The following is a 21,599-nucleotide window of genomic DNA, read 5'->3' on the forward strand; positions in this document are numbered from 1 at the left end:
CGAGTTCTTGCATGGGTGCTGGGCGGCGGATTCTTGTTACGGGCGGAGCCGGATACATCGGGTCACATTGTTGCAAGGCAGTTAAGGAAGCTGGATTTGAGCCTGTCTGCTACGACAACCTTACAATCGGCCATCGATCGTTTGTGAACTGGGGCCCTCTTGTTACAGGGGACATCCTGGACGAACGGAGCCTCGTTGCGGCGCTGAAGGAATTTGAGATCCAGGCCGTTATTCATCTGGCGGCATCGAGCCTCGTGGGTGAGTCTGTATCGCATCCTCACATTTATTATCGTAACAACGTGGTCGGCACGCTGACGCTGCTCGACTCCATGCGCAAGGCCGGATGCTCCAACATTGTTTTTTCGAGCACCGGTGCAGTCTATGGCGAAGTATCGGGGATGCCCATCAGAGAAGCCCAGGCAGGTCGTGCCGTAAATCCATACGGCAGATCGAAATGGATGGCGGAACAGATCATCGGGGACTTCGAGGCTTCATATGGATTCAACGCGATTCGGTTGCGCTATTTCAATGCTTGCGGGGCGGATGATTGCGGGCTTATCGGCGAACTTCGGGACCCCGAAACTCATCTGATTCCGCGGGCGCTGATGGCCATGCAGGGGCACCTGGATGAGTTCGCCGTCTACGGGGATGATTACGACACTCCCGATGGATCGGCAGTCCGGGACTACATTCATGTCAGCGATTTGGCAGATGCGCATGTGAGGGCGATCCATGCCTTGATGAGAAACGAAAGGAAAATTGTCGGACGAGCGTTCAATCTCGGAACTGGCAAGGGTTATTCTGTCAAAGAGGTGTTGCACGCCATTGAGCGTGAAACCGGTTCTGCGCCGCCCGCAACGATGAAGGATCGTCGCCCCGGTGACCCCTCCACGTTGGTGGCGGACCCCACAGCTGCCAACGACGATCTCCAGTTCCGTCCATTGCGATCGGACCTGCGTACGATCATCAGGTCAGCCTGGGCATGGCATACGAAGGCGCATCCTCGCCGGGTCGGCGAGCTTTGACCAAGGGGAGCCGTCGTTTCGTCTTTCTTTCCGGCAGCCGGCCATGTCAAAGTCGCGAACTACGCGGCTCGAACTTGCGAAGTCGTTGTGTTCAGGGCTTGCAGGGAGAGCAAGGGCTCGTTTCCGCGTGTGTTGGTTATAATTGTTATCTCAATAACATACGAGTTCGCAGTTTTGTTCTGCATGGCGCGCCATTGGCGGCGATGCTCAATTTGCCGAAGGCTCTCCGAAGACCGGCTTTCGACCTTTCCATCGAGCTCGACCTGGACCTACGACTACAATGCCGAGATCGTGCGCAAGGCCGACGAGCTGGGATTCGAGATCGCGTTCAGCCCCACGCAATGGCTGCCGAAGGGCGGATATGATGGAGAGGCGTCGCTCGACAGTTTGGAAATCTATTTCCGCTGGCCAATCCCTGATCAGGCCAGCGTCATTTCGGCGCCACGTCTGGCCGCGGATCCCGGGTGAAGCCGTTGCGGTTCGGCATCTCGACCTTTGCCAGGGACGCGGCATCGAGAGTCGTGTCCTCGGGCACGATCCCGTTCAGGAACAGCAGATACGCCGTGACCGAATAGACCTTGACCTGCCACCGAAGTTTCATCCAGCCGCGGTTAGAGTCCTGTTGGGTTGTACGCCGACTGGCGCGGGTGGAGCAACGGGCGATTGGCGGAGTTGGTCGGGGTTGCGCAGCCGATCGCCCGTTGCGGTGAGGATGGCAGCGTAAGCCACCGGGGTTTCGTATTTCAGCGAGGAGTGCGGCCGCTCGCCGTTGTAATCGGCGACCCAAGAAGCGAGCTTGCGCCTGGCGTCGTCGAGGCCGAAGAACAGCGTCTCGTTCAAGAACTCGTCGCGCATGCGGCCGTTGAAGCTCTCGACAAACGCGTTCTGGATCGGCTTGCCCGGCGCGATGAAGTGCCAGTCGATGGCGTTGTCCTTGCACCAGGCCAGCATCGCGTTGCAGGTGAACTCGGTGCCGTTGTCCGAGACGATCGACCCCGGCTTGCCACGCTTGCTGACGATCGAGCTCAGCTCCCGCGCCACCCGCCGGCCCGAGATCGAGGTGTCGGCGATCGCGCCCAGGCACTCCTTGGTGACGTCATCGATGATGTTGAGGATACGGAAGCGCCGTCCGCCTGCGAACTGGTCCGACACAAAGTCCAGAGACCAGCGTGCGTTCGGCTTGGCTTCCACCAGGATCGGCACGCGGACACCACAGGCCTTGCGGTGGGCACGACGCTTGCGCACGGTGAGCCCTTCCTCCCGATAGAGCCGGTAGATGCGGCGCGCTTGGCAGCGGGCCCTACCATTTTTTTGAGAGCAACTCCCGCAATGCCGCCGCATCTAGCATCTGCTCGGCCAGAAGCTTCTTCAGCTTGGCATTCTCATCCTCAAGGACCTTGAGGCGCTTGGCCTCGGACACGTCCATGCCCCCGAATTTGGCCTTCCAATTGTAGAACGTCGCCTCGGATATCCCGTGCTTGCGGGCCAAGTCCGCCGTCTTCGCCCCAGCCTCGTGCTCCTTCAGCACCGCTATGATCTGCTCTTCCGTAAACCGCTTTCGCTTCATCTGTCCGTCCTTCGTCAGGGCGGACTCTAACTCCATCTGGAGGATTTTTTTTTAAGGGGTAGGTCAAATCTGCAACGATCAACCCGCAATGTTCGTGTCGGTGCCAGCAGGCAGCCTCAGCCAGGCTGGATGCGATCGGTATAGCTATGGCGTGGTGGCTGTCGGCGCAGAAGCCACGCGTTCGAGAAGGGCCAACAACCCGCGGAGAATTTCGCGCGGAGCGGGCGGGCACCCCGGGACATGCAGATCGACCGGCACGACCTCTCCCACGCCCCCAACCACGGCATAGCTGCCGGCGAAGCACCCGCCGTCGCGGGCGCAGTCGCCCACGGCCACGACCCACTTCGGATTGGGCGTTGCGTTGCAGGTCCGCTCCAGCGCCATGCGCATGTTCTTCGTCACCGGCCCGGTCACCAGCAGCACGTCCGCGTGGCGCGGTGACGCGACGAAGCGCAGGCCGAAGCGTTCGAGATCGTAATAAGAGTTGTTGAGCGCATGAATTTCCAGCTCGCAGCCGTTGCAGGAGCCGGCATCGACCTCGCGGATTGACAGCGACCGGCCAAGGCGCCGCCGGGCCGCCCGCTCCAGCGCAGCGCCCACTTCTGCAAGTGCCCGATCGTCGGCCGACGGCGCCGGCTCCGTCAACGGCATCTGCACGAGACTCTGGAACAGCAGTTTTCTCATCTGGATGTCCTTAAAGCATGATCCGGAAAAGTGCGCAGCCGTCTTTGCGGAACGCGTTTGCGGTCATGCTCAAACATAACCCCGAAGCGCGATGACTATTCATCCCAATCTCATCGCGCTTTAGAGGTCGTGGCCCGCATAGGAGCAGTTGAACGATTTGTTGCAGAGCGGGAAATCGGCAACGATGTTGTCTTGGATCGCGGCCTCCAGCAGCGGCCATTGGAACCAGGAGGGGTCGCGTAAATGGCAACGCGCAATGCTGTTGTCGGCATTGAGCCTGAGCCAGACCAGGATGTCGCCGCGAAAACCCTCCACCAGCGCTATGCCCTCGCAAGCGTGGCCGACAACGGGGAGATTGATCCGCACTTCGCCTTGCGGCATCCGTTCCAGCAATTGGATGACGAGCCTTAGACTTTGCTCGATCTCGCGAATGCGAATCCACACACGCGCATTGACGTCGCCAGCCTCGAGCACGGCAACCTCGAAGGCGAGCTCGTCATAGGGTGCATAGGCAAGATGCTTGCGCGCGTCGAAGGCGCGGCCTGACGCGCGGCCGATGAAGCCGCCAGGCGCGTATTGGCGGGCGAGATCTGGCTTCACTGTGCCCGTTGTGACGGTGCGATCCTGGAGCGAGGCAGTGTTGTCGTAGAGCTCGACAAGGGCAGGGAAGCGGGCCTGGATCTCGCCCACCAGCGATCGGATCGCATGGACGCCATTCTGGTTGATATCGGCACCCGCTCCGCCGGGCAGGATCAAGTCGCGCATCAAGCGGTGGCCGAAAACGTCACCCGCGGCCCGCAGCACCTTCTCGCGCAATATGCCGCAATGGGCTAGCATCAGGGTGAAGGAAGCGTCGTTGCAGATCGCGCCGAAATCACCGAGGTGATTGGCGAGACGCTCCAGCTCTGCCATCAGCGCGCGCAGATGGTTCGCTCGCGGCGGAGCTTCCGCCCCCAGCGCGGCTTCCACCGCGCGCGCGAAGGCCAGTCCGTAAGCGACCGTGCTGTCACCGGACGCGCGCGCCGCGAGCTGAGCCGCCTTCGCAAGGTTCGCGCCCACCATTAGGCCCTCGATGCCCTTGTGCACATAGCCAAGCCGGGGTTCGAGCCGCACCACCGTCTCGCCGTTGGCGGTAAAGCGGAAGTGCCCAGGCTCGATGATGCCGGCATGGACCGGGCCGACCGGGATCTGGTGCAGGCCGTCGCCTTCGGCGGGAAGGAATGCATAGGCTTTGTCGATCGGCGTTGGCTCCGGTTTCGCAGCCAACGGATGCCGCAGGTCCCAATTGCCGTGATCGAGCCAAGCCCGAGGGTCCGGCAAGGCCTCCGGCTGCAAGCCGTGGATGTCGCGGATGGTCCGCTCCAGCCGAAGCGCCGGCGGGTGATGCAGGCTCACCGACGGATAGCGGCGCTCCGGGCAATCGAGCGTGACGATGCCGACCGCCGCCTTCGGCGCATCGAGCAGCGCCATGTGAACGCGATCCGCCTCGCCCCAAAGGCCCAGCAGTTGCCAGTCGCCGCCGGCAAGTCCCGCGATCGCTTCGTTCCAGGTCGCGACGCTGACGACGGCGCGCGGCCAGGGACGGTGGCTCGATGCAGGCTCGCCTTTTCGCAAGATTTCGTCGAGGCTCATTGCAATCACCCCAGAATATCGGCGACGTGCCGAAACCACGTGACCAGCGTAGGCGGAAGGAAGATTCCGGCGATGAGCACGAGACCGAAATGCAGGATCATCGGCGTGTAGGACGCATCCGACGGCGCGGTGCTTCCGGTCGGCTCGCCAAAAGCGATGCCGTTGAGATGGTAGAACAGCGCGCCGAGCGCGAGCACGATGCCCAGCACGAGCGGGATGGCAAGCAGCGGCTCGCGCGCGAAGGTCGAGCTGACGACCAGGAATTCGCTCATGAAGACGCCGAACGGCGGCAATCCGGCGATGGCCACCACGCCGATCACAAGACTCCAGCCGAGCGCCGGGTGGGTCACGGTCAGGCCGCGGATGTCGGCGATCTTCTGAGTGCCCTTGATCTGCGCGACATGGCCGACGGCAAAGAAGATCCCCGATTTGGTGAGGCTGTGCATCGCCATGTGCAGGAGACCGGCAAAATTCGCGACCGGGCCGCCCATCCCGAAGGCAAAAGTGATGATGCCCATGTGCTCGATCGACGAATAGGCGAACAGGCGTTTGATGTCGCGCCTCCGGTAGAGCATGAAGGCGGCGAACACCAGCGACACCAGACCGAGTGTCACCATCAGTTGTCCGGGAGCCACCGCACTCGGATTGGCGGCCAGCACGATCTTGAAGCGAAGCACTGCATAGAGTGCGACGTTGAGCAGGAGGCCCGACAACACCGCGGAGATCGGCGTCGGCCCTTCCGCATGCGCATCCGGCAGCCAGGCGTGCAGCGGCGCCAGCCCCACCTTGGTGCCGTAGCCGAGCAGCAGGAAGATGAAGGCGACGTTGATCAGCTCCGGATCGAATTGCGCGGCCCGCGCGACCAGCACCGTCCAGACCATGCCGTTGATGCCTTCGCCCACCACGGGAAGCGCTGCCATGTAGACCAGGATGGTGCCGAACAGCGCGAGCCCGATGCCCACGCTGCCGAGAATGAAATACTTCCAGGCCGCTTCCAGCGCCTCATGGGTGCGGTAGATGCCGACCATCAGCACGGTCGTCAGCGTCGCCAGCTCGATGCCGACCCACATCAGGCCGATATTGTTGGCGGTCAGTGCGAGATTCATTCCGCCCATCATGACTTGGTACATGGCGTGGTAAAAACGCAGGTGTACCGGCGTCAGCCGTCCGGTCTCGAGCTCGTGCCCGATATAGCTTGCCGAAAACACGCTGGTGGTGAAGCCGACGAAGGTGTTGAGCACGATGAACGCGATGTTGAGGTCGTCGACGAACAGATAATGTCCAGCCTGGCTGCGATCGGCAAAGAACAACGACAGTGACGCCACGAAGGTCGACCCCGACGCCAGCACGTTGAGGCGCGCCGAAAGTCGATAGTCGGGAAGCAGGGCCAGCACCGCGGCCGAGACGACCGGGATGATGAGGACGAAGATGACGCCGCTGCTGTCGGAGAAAGTCATCGGCGCTCTCCGCGAAAGCGATCCAGCGCCTGCACATCGACGGTGTCGAAGCGCTCGCGGATTCGGAACAGGAAGACGCCGATCACGAAGAAGGCGATCAGGATCGAGAAGGCGACGCTGATCTCGACGACCAGCGGCATGCCGCGCGCGCCGGTGCCGGCGAGTACCAGCCCGTTCTCCAGCGACATGAAGCCGACCACCTGGCTCACGGCGTTGCGCCGGCTCACCATCATCAACAGACCGAGCAGCACGACCGACAGCGCGAAGGCGAGGTCCTCGCGTGCGAGCGGATCGGCGGTGGGGGTGACCTTCAGCATGACCGTCATCGAGAGCGCGACCAGTCCCATGCCGGCCAGCATGGTCGTTCCGGAACCGATCACGGTTTCGATCTCGCGATGAATGCCGAGCCTCTGGATGATGCGATGCAGCCCGACCGGCACGACCACGGCCTTGAAGACCAGCGCGATCAGAGCAGTGACATAGAGATGCGGCGCGTGCTGGACGTTGGCCTGCCAGGCGACCGACATCGCCAGCAGAAGTGCCTGGAGCGCAAAGGCGTTCAGCAGCGAATAGAGCCTGTGCTGCGTGATCATCAGGAAGCTGACCAGCAGCAAGCCCCCCGCCAGCAGGTGCGCGACATCGAATGTCAGTCCGTGCGCCATTGCTAGAGGCTCCTCGATACGAACAACAGCAGCGTGCCGAGCAGGCCGAGCATCAGGGCTCCGCCGATGAAGTCCGGCAACCGGAAGACGCGCATCTTGGCGATGGCCGTCTCGAACACGCCGAGCAGGAAGCCGAAGATGGCCAGCTTGGCGAGAAAGCCTGCGGATCCGGCCAGATAGCTCACAGGGGAGGCGCCGGGCTCGGTGAGCGTCCACGGTATGAAGATGCAGCCGATCAGCGAGATGTAGAGAAGCAGCTTGACCGCGGCGGCGAGTTCGATCATCGCGAGATGGCGACCGGAATATTCCAGCACCATGGCTTCATGCACCATGGTGAGCTCGAGATGCGTGGCCGGGTTGTCGACCGGAATGCGCCCGTTTTCCGCGATGGCGATGATGATCAGTCCTATCAGCGCCAGGCCGAGCGAGACGCGCAGGCCGACGCCCGAGGCCATCAGATCGGCCACGGCCGATAGCTGCGTCGAGCGCGCGACCAGTGCCATGGTGAAGATGATCAGGAGCATGGCCGGCTCGGCGAGCGAGGCGATCATCATTTCCCGGCTCGCCCCGATGCCGCCGAAGGCAGTGCCGATATCCATGCCGGCCAGCGCCAGGAAGAACCGTGCGCTGGCGAGCAGCGCAATGATGGCGATGAGGTCGGCGGACCAGCTGAACAGCAGTCCCGTCGCGAAGGTCGGCACCAGCGCGGCGGCGACCCAAGTCGCTGCGAAGATCAGATAGGGCGCGACGCGGAATATCCACGAAGCATTTTCGGCAACCACGACTTCCTTCTTCAGGAGTCGGAGAATGTCGCGATAGGGCTGCACGATCGGCGGGCCGCGGCGGCGCTGGATGCGCGCCTTCACCTTGCGTACGAAGCCGGTCAGGAGCGGTGCTGCCAGCAGCACCAGCATCATCTGGGAGACCTGAACGAGAAGGGCAGACATCAGCTCCATATGGCGAGCACCAGCAAAAGCAGCACGAGGGAGAGGAAGACGAGGCTGAGGTAGCGGCGGATGGTGAGGAATTGCAGCTTGTTGAGTTGGAGGGCGGCGCCCTCCACGGCGCGGGCGACGGGCTTGTACAGCCATTCCCACACCGGATCGGTGATCGTCAGCGTGAAGCGGGCGGCACGTGTATCACCGGGAGCGGGCATGCTGACCTTTTCGCTCGTGACGGGCGTCCGCGCCAGGAACACGCGGCGGATAGGCTGGGCAAAACTCGAGCCGGAATATTGCGTGAGCGGACTGGTATCGGGAAAGCCGCAATCCCAGGCCGGGCCGCGGCGGATCGCGTGCGAGGCGAAGCGGTGGATCGCCCACACTGCGAGGAGCGCGGACGTGGCGATGAAGAGAAAGACGAGCAGGCCGTTATACGAACTGCCGGTTTCGGCCTCCGGCACGATCGTGAGCCAGGGCCGGCTTGCCTGGGGCGTCAGCGCCGCGCCGGCAAACTGGCGCGTGATCGGGGCTATGGCATCCATAATGGAGCCCGGAACGATGCCCGCGATCAGGCAGAGCAGGGCGAGTATCGCCATGGCCCAGAGCGAAAAGCGGTCCACTTCCGTTGCGTTCGCCGCTTCCGTGCTGCGCGGGCGGCCGAGGAAGGTGATGCCGAAGGCCTTGACGAACGTCGCACCCGCGAGCGCTGCTGCGAGCGCAAGCAGGCCGCCGGCCGCCGGGACCATGACCTTCAGCACCCATTGCGGCAGATCGGGGCTTTGAAGCACGGCCTGAAAGGTGAGCCATTCCGACACGAAGCCGTTCAGCGGCGGCAGCGCCGAGATCGCCATGCAACCGACCAGGAACAGGAAGCTCGTCGTCGGCATGCGGTGGATCAATCCGCCGAGGCGATCCATGTCGCGCTCGCCGGTCGCGGTCAGCACTGCGCCGGCGCCGAAGAAGAGCAGGCTCTTGAAGAAGGAATGGTTGAGTACGTGCAACAGGGCCGCCGTCATCGCCAGCGCAGCCGCCGCATTCATGGCGTCGGCGCGGAACGCCAGCGCAAGGCCGAGCCCGATGAAGACGATGCCGATATTTTCAATGGTCGAATAGGCGAGCAGCCGCTTGGCGTCGTCCTGCATCAGGGCCTGCAACACGCCCAGCACTGCGCTCAGGCTGCCGATCGCGAGCAGCAGCGCGCCCGACCACCAGGGCAGGCCGCCGGCAAGGTCGAACACGATGCGGATGAAGGCGTAGATCGCGACCTTGGTCATCACGCCGCTCATCAGCGCCGAAACGTGACTTGGCGCCGCTGGATGCGCCAGCGGCAGCCAGGCATGTAGCGGCACCAGCCCAGCCTTGGATCCTGCACCGATCAGGACCAGCACGAGCACCATCGCCGACGTCAGCGGCGTTCGCGCGCCATGCCTGATCGCCTCGAAGCTGTAATTGCCGTCCGGTCCGGCGAGCAGGCCGAGAGCGAGCAGGAGCGCGAGCGTGCCGAGGCTCGCCATGATCAGATACACGTAGCCGGCGCGCCTGTTCTCGGGATCGCGATGATGCGCGATCACGAGCGCCCAGGAGGCCAGCGACATGAACTCCCAGGACAACAGATAGCTGAAAGCATCAGCCGCCAGCACGACCAGATTCATTCCGGCGAGGAAGGCCGGAAAGAACGGCAGCACGCGATGCGGCTCTTCCTCGTGCACGCCGTAGCCGAGTGCGTAGAGGCTCGCCGCGGTGCCGCCGATATTCACGACCACGAGAAAAAAGGCCGCGAGCGCATCGATCGCGAAGTGCGCGCCGATCCAGGGCAGGCCGAGCGGCAGAATCAGGTCGGTCGGACCGCCGGCCTGGTCGGCAAGCGCGGTGAGCGAAGAAACCGTCGCCGCGCTGCACAGCGCCAGCATGGCGCCGTAGATGATGCGGGTCGCCGCATGCCCGCGCGCGATGGCTACCGCCAACAGCGCAACCCCCAACATCGCTGCCGCGCAGAGCATGAGGAATGCAATGATACTCATCGGAAATGCATCCTATGCCCTTTTCGCCATGTCCTTCACGTGGCGCGCGTCGGAGAGTGCGGGCTGCTTGAGCCGGACTCCGCGGCCTCCGGTCTGACTGGTTGCTCCGTCGCCGATCAGTTCGATGCCACTCTGGTTCAGTGCCTCGATCAATTTCATCAAGGAATCGACGTTGCCGCGCACGACCCCTTCGCTCGCTTCCATGCGCTGAATCGTGGGGACCGAAAGACCGGACAGTTCTGCAAGCTGGCGCTGGTCGATGCCAAGAAGCGCCCTGGCCGCGCGGAGCTGCGCAGCGGTAATCATCGTCGAGATGTCAGTTCTGACATTTGGCGCATCAATGCTGCGTACTCAAATGCTAGTAGCCCGATTAATTATACCAATGAAGGCGTTCTGTATAGCTATATTGATGTCTAAGGCATCATTCGGTAAGGGGCTTTGTCCCAGGCACAGTCGGCCCGACCTTCGGTGGCAGGTCACAATCGTAACTGTCTCACGTTGACCATCATCCAAGAAAGCTGCTGCAGGGAGGGATTTCTTGCTGCGCACAACCTCTGAGACAGGTTGACTGTCGACAGCGGCCAAGTCGAGCTTTGGGCCGTCACCGGGCCGGACTACGGCCGCATCTGGGATCACGAACTTGTTGCGGCCGTCATGCAGATCACATGCAACGGCAGGGGGATATACTCGGTGGAAAGTGCCGGGCGCGGTTCGCTTGGCTTTTGGCTCCAGCTGGGCCGCATCCCGTTAAGAACTTGGTATTTTGTTGGGTTTCCTCTTGGAATTGTGGGCTCGGCCTCGCGTGTTGGCCGGTTGAACGAGGGCTGCGCTTCGACTTACCGCCGTTGGGGGCGCCTTACGCGAGTTCGTGAAGAGTTTTGACGTGTCTGAATCATCTGGGAAGGTTTTTCGTGGCATAAGATGTAATTTCGGCATGGAGGAGAGATCGCGGGGGAAATTCACGGCCGAGAACATTCTTCATAAATTTGGCCAATGTAGATGAAGTTTTCAGGCCAAGTGAGCGTTTTTCACGATCGAAGGCTGCCAGAGGCAGCGATCCCGGCCGGCTATGCGGCGCTGATTGACGCCTACCACTTGTCCGTCCCGGTCCCACGCGTCCTCTCCGCCATCGGAACAAAGCACCGCATCATCGATCAAGGGGATGGCGCATCTACACGCCACGTCATGCGCCGGTGGCGACGCTTGAGGGACATCTCACCTTCGCACTCAAGAACGAAGGCCTCGACCTCGCCATCCTGAAGCGGCTCTTCCTTGCTGCGAAGGACGACGAGATCGCGGAGCTTGTGAAGCAGAAGCCAACCGGGCTCTACACCCGTCGCAACTGGTTTCTCTATGAATGGCTGTTGCAGTGCCAGCTCAATCTGCCTACGGCGGACAAGGTCTCCTATGTCGATGCTGTGGATACCGAACTCCAATATGGAAGCTCCGGGCAGAATTCGGCGCGGAACCGCGTCCGCAACAACCTGCCAGGCACACCAGACTTCTGTCCGCTTGTCTTCAAGACGCAAGCGCTCACGGAGTTTGTTGCTCGGGACCTCAAGGAGCGCGCGGTCCACGTAGCATCGAAGTCCTCGTCGCGCCCGAAGACCGACCGATCTTGCTGGACCCGGATCAACCGGTCAAGACCTCTGTGTCGAGGTACTAGATGTTTCGGATCACAGGCGAACGAGTCGATTTCTAATCAGAAGTTGGCGTCAAGTACTCATCGTTGGCCGTCGCTATTCCGTGCCGCTACTCTTCAAAAGCTGTGCGACCTCCATGACCTTTCGGCGAAGACGTTCATCAGTAATGCCGAAGTAGAGCTCGAGCAGCTGACGCGACTCCCGCTTTGTAACGAGTTCACTCCAGTCCTGCGCTTCGGAGGCTTGCTTCGACTCGGCGGACGTCCGTTTCTTGTCCTCTAACTCATCGAAGAACCAAGTGATTGGGACGGCGAGCTGCGTGGCAATGCCGTAGAGTCTCGATGCGCTGATCCGGGTTTCCCCCGCCTCATATTTCTGAATGAGCTGAGACGTCAGGCCAAGGCGCCTTGCCAATTCGTCTTGACTCAAGCCGAGGAGGTTGCGCCTGAGACGCAGTCGCTTGCCCACGTGCTGATCGACCTGGGTCGGCTTTTTCGACGAAACCCTGATCTTGCTGCCGCGCCGGTTCGGCGTGCGGGATTTCGATTTTTTCTGGGAAGGTTCCGAAGGCATCAAGCACCGCGGTTGAATTCTTGTTCCGCACACTCAACGAGGGGTAGTTAATAGGGCATATCAACTTCTAGGTGGCACTATCAACTAGAATTATGTCATGCAGGTTACAAACGCACGGATTATTGGCGGTAGGGACACGAGAATTGCGGGACGTCCAATCCATGCAAGAGCCTCTTCCGACATCGGGGCGCCTACCTGCTCGTCTCAAGATCAAGCATGGGCCGGTAGGTCTGCTCGGACGGTTCTTCCTTTGGGCCGATAGCGCTGCAAAGGATCGCGGAGTAACGCTGTCATTTGGCAGCCTGCAGGATCTCATCGACGTCAACAGGGCCAATTCCGACAGTTGGCGTCCGCTTGTACCGGTTTTTGACCAGGCCCTGGGCGGCGTCACGCCCGAGACAGCCTTTGTGCTGATCGGGCGGTGCAAGGATGGAGAGGTCGTCGCAACGCAAGCGGCGCGCCTCTATGAGTGGCCGGAAACTTCTCTGAAGGAGGAGGCCACTTCGCTGCGAATGTTCTATGCCGATCCTGGCGCCGCTTTCGCGCGCAACGATCGCTGCGAGATCACCGCGCCAATTGCCGAGACAATCACCGGGCGTGTCGTCTTTTCCGGTGCCATCTGGTATCGGCGCGATTTCAGAGGCAAGGACCTTGGAACCATCCTGCCGCGCATTTCACGGGCATACGCCTTCACGCGCTGGCAGAGCGATTTCACGATTGGCATGTTGGGCGATGCCGTCATCGCCGGCGGCCTCGCAGAGCGCGCCGGATACACGAAAGTTGAGCGCAGCTGTATCAGACTGGTGGCGGCGCCGCTCGGCGAAATGCGCTGCGGGTTGGCTTGGATGCAGTCTGACGAACTGCTCGCCGATCTTTCAGCGGTCATGGCTTGGGCGAGCGTCCCGGTCACTGGACCCAGCACTACCGAGGAAGCAAACCACTGATATCGTAAGGCGAGGCGGTATGAATATCCAGACCTTTCGTCCTGAGGATTCAGAACGGCTTGTCAAGGAATTGTTCGATTGCATCGACGGCCGGGACTGGGCTGGGCTTTGCGAATTTCTCCACGACGAGGCGATCTATGAGCGACCGGGTTACGAGCCATTCGTCGGAAGGATGGCTATCCTGGACTTCTACCTGACGAAACGGATTATTTCGCTCGGCGAGCACCGCGTCGAGCGAGTGCTGAGCGACGGTGCCAACATTGCGTGCTGGGGCAACTTTTCCGGTGTTGCCAAGAATGGGCGCAATCTCAGCATTCGTTTTGCAGATGTCTACCGCATCAGGGAAGGGCGGATTGATCTACGCCGGACATTCTTCGACAGCCCGGCGATCTAGGGCGGATCGTTGCTCCCTGACGTCAAAGACCGACGCCCCCAGAAGGCATGTTTCTCCGTTTACCTTGTAGGTGAACGGCAAGATCAGACGCCGATAATGGCAGTGAATGCGATCGTTCCTGTCCGGCCGTCTGATCACGGCGTCGACCTCGTCGAGGCGCGGCAGTCGCGTCTCCAGGACGCGGCGGTAGATGCCCTGCACCCATCGGCCGTAATCGTAATCCGGTTGTTCTTCCATGGGCAGGCCCCTCGCATTCCTTCGCCAGGTCTCGCCGTATATTTCAAAGCCAGATCCGACCTCGGTAATCGTCAGCCGCCCCTCGACCGGCTCGACGAGCATGAAGCGCGCACGCAGCGTTTCAGGTAACCGGTCGGCCAGCGCCGCTGAATCGTAGACCTGTTTCGAATCAATCCATTGCGCAAAAAGGGATGAAAGTGCTTCGTCCCTGTTCGCGAGGATGTCGAGCGGCTGCTCTCTGCTCGTGAATGCGGTAGGGGGCGGCTGATGGCTGGCAGCGACCCGCTCGGCGATGTAGGCGATCGTCTGCGCCAGGCTAGGGGCCAGCTTTTCGGCGAACTGGTCCGGGTGGGAAATGATTGTGCGCTCGATTCCCATATCGGCAAGGCAATATAGCGCCGCGGCGATGCTCGTCTGCGACACCGTTTCGGGCCGAAATCGGATGCGCGCAGCATCGGGAGCGATTTTCGTGATCGCCACAAATCCCAGATTTTCGATCAAGTAGGCCAGAAAATCGAAGTCGGGAAGCGAGCAATGCAGGAAGCTTTTCAAGGTCGGTGACCGCGCGTCCCATGCGCGACCCTGGTCATCCAGTACGATCGTTTGCATGTGACCCTCATCGTCACCCCGAAGCAAAGTCGTCCATCTGGCGAGCATTTTTTGGCGAAGTTGTGTCAACTCGTTTTCACTCGTTTTGCTGGATACAAAAATCCGAAGGGTGATCGGCTACGCGCTTTGGCGACGGCGTCTTTTCCTGCGATTTTCGCACTTCGTCTGTCGTTGCCGTCCAGGGCCCGGCGCGGGAGGACGAACTGCTCCTCTCCAGCATGAGTTCCTTGTTGGCAACTAGAATTAGATTTTTTCCATATCAACTAGAATTAGATATTGACGCCAAGCGCGGAATTATGACAACTATAGATAGTCATAAAGATGACGATGCAGATGGGGCGTTAAGGAGTTCGGCATGCAACCGCAAAAACAGTCCGTCGTCGCCAACGGCCATGATCACCACGCTGCAACGCGAGTGGCGGACAAGCTTCGCGATCAGATTTGCTCCAATCGTGACCTGACCTTCCTGATGGAAGCTCATGACGGTCTATCGGGCGCGATAGCCGAGCGTGCAGGTTTCAAGGGACTCTGGGCATCCGGCCTGTCGATTTCATGCGCGCTCGGCTACCGCGACGCCAACGAAGCATCCTGGACCCAGCTCGTTGACGTCGTCGAGCGCATGGTGGACTCGACGGACCTTCCAGTGCTTGTCGATGGCGACAGCGGCTTCGGCAATTTCAACAATGCACGCCTTCTGGCGCGCAAGCTTCAGCAACGCGGCGCTGCCGGCCTTGCGCTGGAGGATAAGGGCTTTCCCAAGATGAATTCGTTCGTCGGTGATAGGCATCCGCTTGCCGATACCGGCGAGTTTTCGGGCAGACTGCGTGCTGTAAGAGATACGGTAGGCGACGACTTGGTCCTCGTCGCGCGTATCGAGGCGCTGATTGCTGGCCACGGAATGGACGAGGCGCTCACCCGTGCCCATGCCTATGCCGAGGCCGGAGCTGATGCCATTCTCATTCATTCACGCAAGAACGTTGCGGATGAGATCCTCTCCTTCGCCGGCGCCTGGCAAAACAGGCTTCCCGTCGTGATCGTCCCCACCAAATACTACCGAACGCCCGTCGCGGCCTATCGTGAAGCCGGTATCTCGACGGTGATCTGGGCCAATCACTCGATGCGAGCGGCGTTCGCCGGGATGAGAGACATCTGCGGCCGCATTGTCGCCGAGGAGAGCATCGCCGGCATCGAAGGCGAAGTCGCCTCGCTTGACGAGGTCTTTGGTCTGATGCGTTACGGCGAGCTCGCTGCGGCCGAGGAGCGATATCTGCCGACATGCAACGGAAGTGATCGCGCGAAAGCGTGATTCCCGGGCTTCATCCCCAGCATAGAAACCTTCCCAACGCGGAGATCGTGCCATGCTTCATTCAACGCTAGAGGCCCCGAGACCAAATCAGCTGCCAGAGCCGGATATCGCGGAGGTGATCCGATGGCGCGATAGTTCCTACGCGTCTGATCTCTATATTGCAGCTGTCTCATGGCTCGACCTCTTCACCTATATCGAGGAAAACCCTGTGAACGAAGCCGCGCTGCGCGGGCATTTCCAGCTCAAGGAGCGGCCGACGCGAACGATGATCAGGCTCTTTGAATCCTGGGGGCTGCTCACCAATGTCGACGGCAAGCTGTTCGCGACGTCTTCCGCGCGGCGGTATTTGAGCCGAAACTCAAGCGAGAATATTTCCTCCTACATCGCGACCATGAAGTACAAATCATCGGTCCGGGAGATTTACGACGTGCTGCGCCTGGGCGCGCCTGACACCTGGCATGTTGATCGTGGCGACACGACCAATTGGGACGCGCTGATGCAAACCGACGATTTTGCCGACCTGAATACGCGCGGAATGGAGGAGCGCGGCCGGATCTTTGCGCCTGATCTCGCGCGACTGCTTGATTGTTCACAGGACACGGCACTTCTGGACGTGGGAGGAGGATCGGGTGTCTATTCGGCGCACCTGCTCAACCGGTATCCCAACCTGTCGACGACGATATTTGAGCGTCCTCCCGTCGACCAGCTCGCCATGCAATGTCTGGCCGAGCGCAAGCTGACGGCGCCAAGAGCGCGTGTGGTTGCCGGAGATATGTTCGTCGATCCGTTTCCCACGACCGCTTCGCTCCATCTATATTCACATGTCCTGCACAATTGGGGGCCGGAAAAGGTCCGACTGCTGCTGGAAAAATCCTTTCAAAGCCTGCCGTCTGGCGGACGGGTGGCCGTCTACAGCTGTCACCCGGACGACCGAGGCGGTCGCCCTGCGCCGATTGCGGAGGCGGAATACTCGGTTCTGCTGACGACCGGCTATGAGGGCTGCTGCTACAGTTTCGAGGATATGCGCTCCCTTATGGAAGACGCCGGCTTTCATACCGTCGACTATCGAAAGTCGATCTGCAATCGAAGTCTCATCACGGCGCGAAAGCTCGCCAACAGCTCCAGCTGAACGAGAGCTCGGTCTGGACGAGATCGCTGTCTGAAGGCGTTTCGTCCGATCTTGGTGTCGTCGATGCCGACGACACCAAGCGCTGCGCTCCGGCTGACGTCGGAGAAAAGTCGGCCCCTCGGGAGGGAAGTCTCAATGACTTTGTCGACAACGATACTCTTGGGCCTTCTAAAGCAGCAGAAGTACGAGTTCTTTTCCGGCGTACCCTGCTCGAATTTCGCTGATCTGTTCCAGCAAGTGTCCGTGGACGACGATATCGTGTCAGTCCCGGCGGCGAGCGAAGGCAGCGCGTTATCATTTGCCGTCGGCGCGACCCTGGCGGGGCGACGAAGCGTCGTTGCTCTCCAGAATTCGGGTCTGGGAAACATCATCAATCCGCTGACATCGCTGGTCCAGGTCAATTGCATTCCGACACTACTTCTGATCTCTGTGCGGGGACACGCCGACGAGCCCGAGGACGAACCGCAGCATCGTATAATGGGGGCCAATACCCACGCATTGCTCGATCAATTGGCCATCCCATGGAGCGAGTTCGACGGGACGCCACAGGGGTTCATGGCGGTCCTCCTGAAGGCCGAAGAGGCATTTGAGCGCTCGGTCTCGTTTGCGATTTTGGTTCGGAAAGGTCAGCTGTCGGCGGGCCCAGGCGGCGTCGTCAACGGCAAACAACCAGTAAGCGATTATCCGCTCAGCGTCGGGTGCGCTCTGGAAATCGTTGGCGAAGCCCTCCAACCCACGGATCTCGTGGTTTCAACGACCGGCTTCATTTCGCGCGAGCTATTTCGTCTAAGCGACCGCCGGGAGAATTTCTACATGCAGGGGTCGCTCGGCCATTGCAGCGCGGTGGCCGCGGGGGTCGCGCTCGCGCATCCATCGCGTCGGGTGGTCGCGCTGGATGGCGATGGCGCCGTGCTGATGCATATGGGGGTGTTGTCGACGATCGGATACGCATCTCCTCGAAATTTCGTTCATATCGTGCTCGACAACGAAGGTTACGTTTCGACTGGAGGGCAGGAATCAACCTCGGTCACTTCCTCGCTCGAAGCGGTTGCTTTGGCCTGCGGGTACAGCGCGGCCACCCGCTGTCTGACCGGCGCCGAATTGGGCGAGGCGGTTGCTCGAAGCCTGTCCACGGAAGGTCCGCACTTCGTGCTGTGCAAGGTCAATCGATCGCATTCGCGCTCGCTGCCGCGCGTGACATCGCTTCACAGCCCGGAGGAGAATAAACAGGCGTTCCAGATTGCGCTGAGTCAGCCGCGGGCCCTGCATGTCCAGGCGTCATCGGCGGGAGCGGCCCGGTGAAGCACCAGGCGGTCAATACGCTGACCAGCTTTCTCTGCCTCTCCTTCGTCGTCATTATTTGGGGCACGAATTGGCTTGTGATCAAGGAGGCCCTGCAGTCTTCGCCACCGCTGCTTTTCACCGGCATCCGTTTGCTCGGTGGGGCCATTGCCATCGGAGCGGCGCGACTGTGTCTTGGATATCCACTCCGGCTCGGTGGTGTTGGAAAGGGCAGACTAGTCGCCGTGGGTCTCCTTCAAATGGCCGGAGGCCTCGGGCTGAGCCTGGCCGGCTTGCAGTATCTCGATGTCGGGACCAGTGCCCTGATCTTTTATACGATGCCCTTGTGGCTCGTCGCGATCGAATGGGCTGTCGATCGCCAGCGGCAATCGCTCCTCGACGTCATCGCGCTGACCTGCGGCATGCTTGGTCTCGGGCTGCTCGCCTCCGGCGCCAATCCAGCGGCGACACCTCATGGTATCCTGGGCATTGCGCTGCTTTCGACGGCGGCTTTCAGCTGGGCACTGGGAACCTGGATCCATAAACGCGCGCCCGGCGGCGGCGACGTGTGGAGCCGTACCATCTTTCAATTGGCGATCTCAGGCGCAGTTGTGATCGTTGCCTCGGTTCTATTGGAACGTCGTCCGGACTGGAACCAATTGCCGGACCTTGTCTGGCCCATCGCGTTCAACTGTATCGTGGCGACCGGGCTAGCATTCGTCGCTTGGTATCGTGCGCTGAGCTTCATTTCCGCACAGATCGCATCTCAGAGCCTCGTGCTTATTCCGGTCGTTGCCTTGGTTGCAGCCGCCGTCTTGCAACGGGAGACCCCCACGACCCGTGTCGTGGTCGCCTGTGTCCTTATCGTGGTCGGTGTCACGATCGTGATCTGGCATGCTGGCGGTCAAAGGACCCAACCCTCTTGAGCATGATGCCACGCACGTGAACGGCAACGATCGGCAGCGAACACCATATGGAGTCCGGCGATGTTTAACTCGACACGTCTTCTTCAGCCAATGAAGGTCGCGGGAGAGGATGTCCTGACGGATTTGTCCATCGACGTTCGGAATCCGTTTACCGATCAGGTGATAGCGGCGGTGCCGCAGGCGAGTCCCGAGCATGTTCGGCGCGCCTTCGCGATCGCCCGGGCATTCCGTCCCAGGCTCACAAGGCGTGAGCGGGCGCGGATCCTGCTCGCCACGGCTGAGGCGATCGAGGCAAACCAGGACCGGCTTGCACAGCTCATTACATCAGAAAGCGGCCTGTGCTTGAAGGATTCGCTGCGCGAAACCGTGCGAGCCAGAGATGTCTGGTCATTTGCGGCGCACGCAGTAATCCAGGACGATGGGGCGATTTACGCGGGCGATATCGGAGGGGCAGCGCAGAGCCGGCGCATATTTGCGACCAGGACGCCTCTTCTTGGGGTGATCTCAGCGATCACACCCTTCAATCATCCCCTGAATCTCGTGAGCCACAAGCTCGCTCCGGCGATCGCGACCAACAACAGGGTCGTCCTCAAGCCAGCGGAGACGACGCCTTTGACCGCGCTCGCTCTTGCCGAGCTGCTTTATGAGGCGGGACTGCCACCGGAAATGTTGTCGGTGATCACCGGGGATCCGCGTTCGATAGGAGAGGCGATGATTAATGACCCGGACATCGACTTGGTGACGTTTACCGGATCGGTGAGCACCGGAAAGAGAATTGCCGAGCGGGTGGGATACAGAAGGCTGGTGCTCGAGCTCGGCGGCAATGATCCTCTGATTGTCATGAGTGACGCCGACCCCGATCGCGCCGCCAGATTGGCGGTGGAGGGCGCGACGAGAAATTCCGGGCAACGCTGTACTGCCGTCAAGCGAGCACTTGTCGTCGAGGGCATCGCGGACCGCTTTGTCGAAGCGACCCTCCCTCTGATGAAGCGGCTCGCAGCAGGAGATCCCATGGATCCCAACACGGATGTGGGGACGGTCATCAACGCGAAAGCGGCGTCAACGATTGCCGGGCGCGTCGAGGCGGCAATTCGCGAGGGCGCCCGTCTGCTGCTCGGCAATACTCCGCAGGGCGCGCTGTACCCGCCGACGATGCTGGACCATGTCCCGCCTGAATGCGAGTTGGTGCACGAAGAGACCTTTGGTCCTGTTCTGCCGATCATTCGCTGCCCGGAGGATGTCGATCACATCATCGCCATCGCAAACTCATCGGCCTTCGGTCTTTCGGCGGGACTGTGCACAAACAGGCTCGACCACATCACCCGCTTTGTGGATGCCTTGGACGTGGGGTGCGTCAACGTGTGGGAAGTCCCTGGATACCGGACGGAGCTGACGCCGTTCGGCGGCATCAAGGATTCCGGTCTCGGCCATAAAGAGGGCGTGCTGGAGGCCATGAAGAGCTTTACCAACATCAAGACCTACTCACTGCCGTGGTGAGATAAGCTTCAATCCAGGAGTTTGGACGCAGCCGCTTCATCGGTGACTAGGACCTGGCAGAAGCCAGCCAGCAGGCCAGCGCGAATAATGTCGACCTTGTGCTCACCTCCGGCGGCGAGGATCCGATGTCTGATCTGAAGCACATGCTCGATCGGTGGGTTGATCGTCCGCTGTACCAGGGGATGGCGAAGGGGCTTACCGGCTGAATCGAGGTAGTGGCCGCAAATATCTCCGACGGCGCCGGCGTCAAGCAGCGAAGCCCAGGTCTCGCGAGAAATGACGTCATATTCGAGTGCCTTCGATTTCGGAGACAGGTCGATCGCGCTCAAGAGCGCAACGTCGAGAGAGGGCACCATCGCGAGCACCGAACGAACAGGTTCGCTCGCGACCAGAATGTCTCTCAGCTCCGCGGTCTCGGCGAACATCGGCGCGGTCAGATAATAGCATCGCGCGCCAAGCGCTCGGGCGATCATGGTTGCGTTGTCATACGGATTGATCGGCGCGCTTTCGGCAAGCCCGCCGGACATCAGGACGACGCGGGTGCCGTCTCCCGATCGCTGCGGCAGGTTTTGAGCGGCGGCATTGATGGTGCCTCCCCAGGTGATTCCCAGTGAACCCGACGGCGGGAGGCATTCGGCGACGTATCGCGCGGCGGCAGCTCCGACGAAAGAGCGCACATCGGTGCCGCCCATAGGGACCGGCACCACGATCGCGTGACGCAGATTGAATTTGCGGATGAGTTCTTCTTCGAGCTCGGTCCGCAGGCCCGCGGGGTCGGCGATCGTGATTTGCACGAAGCCGCTTTCCCGTGCCTCGCCAAGGATGCGGTTGACCCGCTTGCGGGTCATCTTCAGCCGCTGCGCGATCGCGTCCTGGGTTTGCCCCTCTCTGAAGTAGTACCAGCAGATCTTTGCTACCAGTGCGGCCTCGGTCCGACCATCGCCGGCTTCGCCTTCGCCTGGTGCCGCTTGCGGGCCTCTAATCAACACGCCCGGGCCCTCCGATTCGGCTTCAGGAATCTGCTGTTTGCCTGTTCCGGGGGCGGAATGGCAACCCATCAGGCTTTTCCAC

At 61.0% G+C, this 21,599-nt stretch carries 19 protein-coding genes and 4 pseudogenes; 10 read left to right on the plus strand and 13 right to left on the minus strand.

Going from position 1 to position 21,599, the window contains the following annotated elements:
* Positions 1–11: 11 nt before the first annotated feature.
* Positions 12–1,025, plus strand: a complete 1,014-nt coding sequence (galE, locus tag QX071_RS16005) for a UDP-glucose 4-epimerase GalE (protein ID WP_315703676.1) — start codon at positions 12–14, stop codon at positions 1,023–1,025.
* 255 nt (positions 1,026–1,280) lie between these two features.
* Positions 1,281–1,412: pseudogene (locus tag QX071_RS16010) on the plus strand (LLM class flavin-dependent oxidoreductase); the annotation flags it as partial.
* 43 nt (positions 1,413–1,455) lie between these two features.
* On the opposite strand, the pseudogene QX071_RS16015 reads toward QX071_RS16010, so the two are convergent.
* From QX071_RS16015 to QX071_RS16055, 9 genes and pseudogenes are all read right to left on the minus strand, one after another.
* Positions 1,456–1,605 (minus strand): annotated as a pseudogene (locus tag QX071_RS16015) (cytochrome c); the annotation flags it as partial.
* Positions 1,606–1,622: 17 nt separating this feature from the next.
* A pseudogene (locus QX071_RS16020) lies at positions 1,623–2,592 on the minus strand (IS3 family transposase).
* Positions 2,593–2,736: 144 nt separating this feature from the next.
* A complete protein-coding gene (locus QX071_RS16025; RefSeq protein WP_315707195.1) occupies positions 2,737–3,276 on the minus strand; it encodes an NADH-quinone oxidoreductase subunit NuoB in 540 nt (179 codons plus the stop codon).
* Positions 3,277–3,396: 120 nt separating this feature from the next.
* A complete protein-coding gene (locus tag QX071_RS16030; protein WP_315707196.1) occupies positions 3,397–4,908 on the minus strand; it encodes a hydrogenase expression protein HypE in 1,512 nt (503 codons plus the stop codon).
* Between the two features lie 5 nt (positions 4,909–4,913).
* Positions 4,914–6,365: a hydrogenase 4 subunit F gene (locus QX071_RS16035; RefSeq protein WP_315707197.1), complete on the minus strand. Its 1,452-nt coding sequence runs from the start codon at positions 6,363–6,365 to the stop codon at positions 4,914–4,916.
* Entirely contained in the window at positions 6,362–7,027 is a 666-nt protein-coding gene (locus QX071_RS16040; protein WP_315707198.1) for a hydrogenase-4 component E, read from the minus strand. Before QX071_RS16040 ends, QX071_RS16035 begins: the two co-directional genes overlap by 4 nt.
* A gap of 2 nt (positions 7,028–7,029) precedes the next feature.
* On the minus strand, positions 7,030–7,983 hold the full coding sequence (locus QX071_RS16045; RefSeq protein ID WP_315707199.1) for a respiratory chain complex I subunit 1 family protein: 954 nt from the start codon (positions 7,981–7,983) through the stop codon (positions 7,030–7,032).
* Positions 7,974–9,989, minus strand: coding sequence for a hydrogenase 4 subunit B (gene hyfB, locus QX071_RS16050; protein WP_315707200.1), 2,016 nt, complete (start codon positions 9,987–9,989; stop codon positions 7,974–7,976). Before hyfB ends, QX071_RS16045 begins: the two co-directional genes overlap by 10 nt.
* A 12-nt stretch (positions 9,990–10,001) precedes the next feature.
* A complete protein-coding gene (locus QX071_RS16055) occupies positions 10,002–10,295 on the minus strand; it encodes a helix-turn-helix transcriptional regulator (RefSeq protein WP_315707201.1) in 294 nt (97 codons plus the stop codon).
* A 258-nt stretch (positions 10,296–10,553) separates the two neighbouring features.
* On the opposite strand from QX071_RS16055, the pseudogene QX071_RS16060 reads away from it, so the two are divergent.
* Positions 10,554–10,701 (plus strand): annotated as a pseudogene (locus tag QX071_RS16060) (DUF932 domain-containing protein); the annotation flags it as partial.
* Positions 10,702–11,143: 442 nt separating this feature from the next.
* On the opposite strand, the gene QX071_RS16065 reads toward QX071_RS16060, so the two are convergent.
* Together QX071_RS16065 and QX071_RS16070 are read right to left on the minus strand one after the other, a co-directional pair.
* Positions 11,144–11,566, minus strand: a complete 423-nt coding sequence (locus tag QX071_RS16065; protein ID WP_315707202.1) for a hypothetical protein — start codon at positions 11,564–11,566, stop codon at positions 11,144–11,146.
* Between the two features lie 162 nt (positions 11,567–11,728).
* Positions 11,729–12,205: a helix-turn-helix transcriptional regulator gene (locus tag QX071_RS16070; protein ID WP_315707203.1), complete on the minus strand. Its 477-nt coding sequence runs from the start codon at positions 12,203–12,205 to the stop codon at positions 11,729–11,731.
* 161 nt (positions 12,206–12,366) lie between these two features.
* Here QX071_RS16070 and QX071_RS16075 point away from each other — a divergent pair, with 161 nt between their 5' ends.
* Both QX071_RS16075 and QX071_RS16080 read left to right on the plus strand, forming a co-directional pair.
* A complete protein-coding gene (locus QX071_RS16075) occupies positions 12,367–13,149 on the plus strand; it encodes a hypothetical protein (RefSeq protein WP_315707204.1) in 783 nt (260 codons plus the stop codon).
* 19 nt (positions 13,150–13,168) lie between these two features.
* Positions 13,169–13,543, plus strand: a complete 375-nt coding sequence (locus QX071_RS16080) for a nuclear transport factor 2 family protein (RefSeq protein WP_315707205.1) — start codon at positions 13,169–13,171, stop codon at positions 13,541–13,543.
* Here QX071_RS16080 and QX071_RS16085 read toward each other — a convergent pair.
* The gene (locus QX071_RS16085; RefSeq protein ID WP_315707206.1) at positions 13,508–14,389 is read right to left on the minus strand and encodes a hypothetical protein; all 882 of its coding nucleotides are present in this window, start codon (positions 14,387–14,389) and stop codon (positions 13,508–13,510) included. The genes QX071_RS16080 and QX071_RS16085 overlap by 36 nt on opposite strands.
* A 355-nt stretch (positions 14,390–14,744) precedes the next feature.
* Here QX071_RS16085 and aepX point away from each other — a divergent pair, with 355 nt between their 5' ends.
* The 5 genes from aepX (at position 14,745) to phnY (ending at position 20,528) form a co-directional block, all read left to right on the plus strand.
* Positions 14,745–15,695 carry a phosphoenolpyruvate mutase gene (gene aepX / locus QX071_RS16090; protein WP_315766432.1) on the plus strand — a complete coding sequence of 317 codons (951 nt, stop codon included), beginning with the start codon at positions 14,745–14,747 and terminating at the stop codon, positions 15,693–15,695.
* Between the two features lie 52 nt (positions 15,696–15,747).
* Positions 15,748–16,824, plus strand: a complete 1,077-nt coding sequence (locus QX071_RS16095) for a methyltransferase (RefSeq protein WP_315707208.1) — start codon at positions 15,748–15,750, stop codon at positions 16,822–16,824.
* Between the two features lie 135 nt (positions 16,825–16,959).
* On the plus strand, positions 16,960–18,126 hold the full coding sequence (gene aepY, locus QX071_RS16100; protein ID WP_315707209.1) for a phosphonopyruvate decarboxylase: 1,167 nt from the start codon (positions 16,960–16,962) through the stop codon (positions 18,124–18,126).
* Positions 18,123–19,031, plus strand: a complete 909-nt coding sequence (locus tag QX071_RS16105) for a DMT family transporter (RefSeq protein ID WP_315707210.1) — start codon at positions 18,123–18,125, stop codon at positions 19,029–19,031. Before aepY ends, QX071_RS16105 begins: the two co-directional genes overlap by 4 nt.
* A 60-nt stretch (positions 19,032–19,091) precedes the next feature.
* Positions 19,092–20,528: a phosphonoacetaldehyde dehydrogenase gene (gene phnY, locus QX071_RS16110; RefSeq protein WP_315707211.1), complete on the plus strand. Its 1,437-nt coding sequence runs from the start codon at positions 19,092–19,094 to the stop codon at positions 20,526–20,528.
* Between the two features lie 8 nt (positions 20,529–20,536).
* On the opposite strand, the gene QX071_RS16115 is transcribed toward phnY, so the two are convergent.
* Positions 20,537–21,586 carry a sugar-binding transcriptional regulator gene (locus QX071_RS16115; protein WP_316171988.1) on the minus strand — a complete coding sequence of 350 codons (1,050 nt, stop codon included), beginning with the start codon at positions 21,584–21,586 and terminating at the stop codon, positions 20,537–20,539.
* Positions 21,587–21,599: the final 13 nt, after the last annotated feature.

Source organism: Bradyrhizobium sp. SZCCHNS1022, assembly GCF_032484835.1.
Classification (GTDB): domain Bacteria; phylum Pseudomonadota; class Alphaproteobacteria; order Rhizobiales; family Xanthobacteraceae; genus Bradyrhizobium.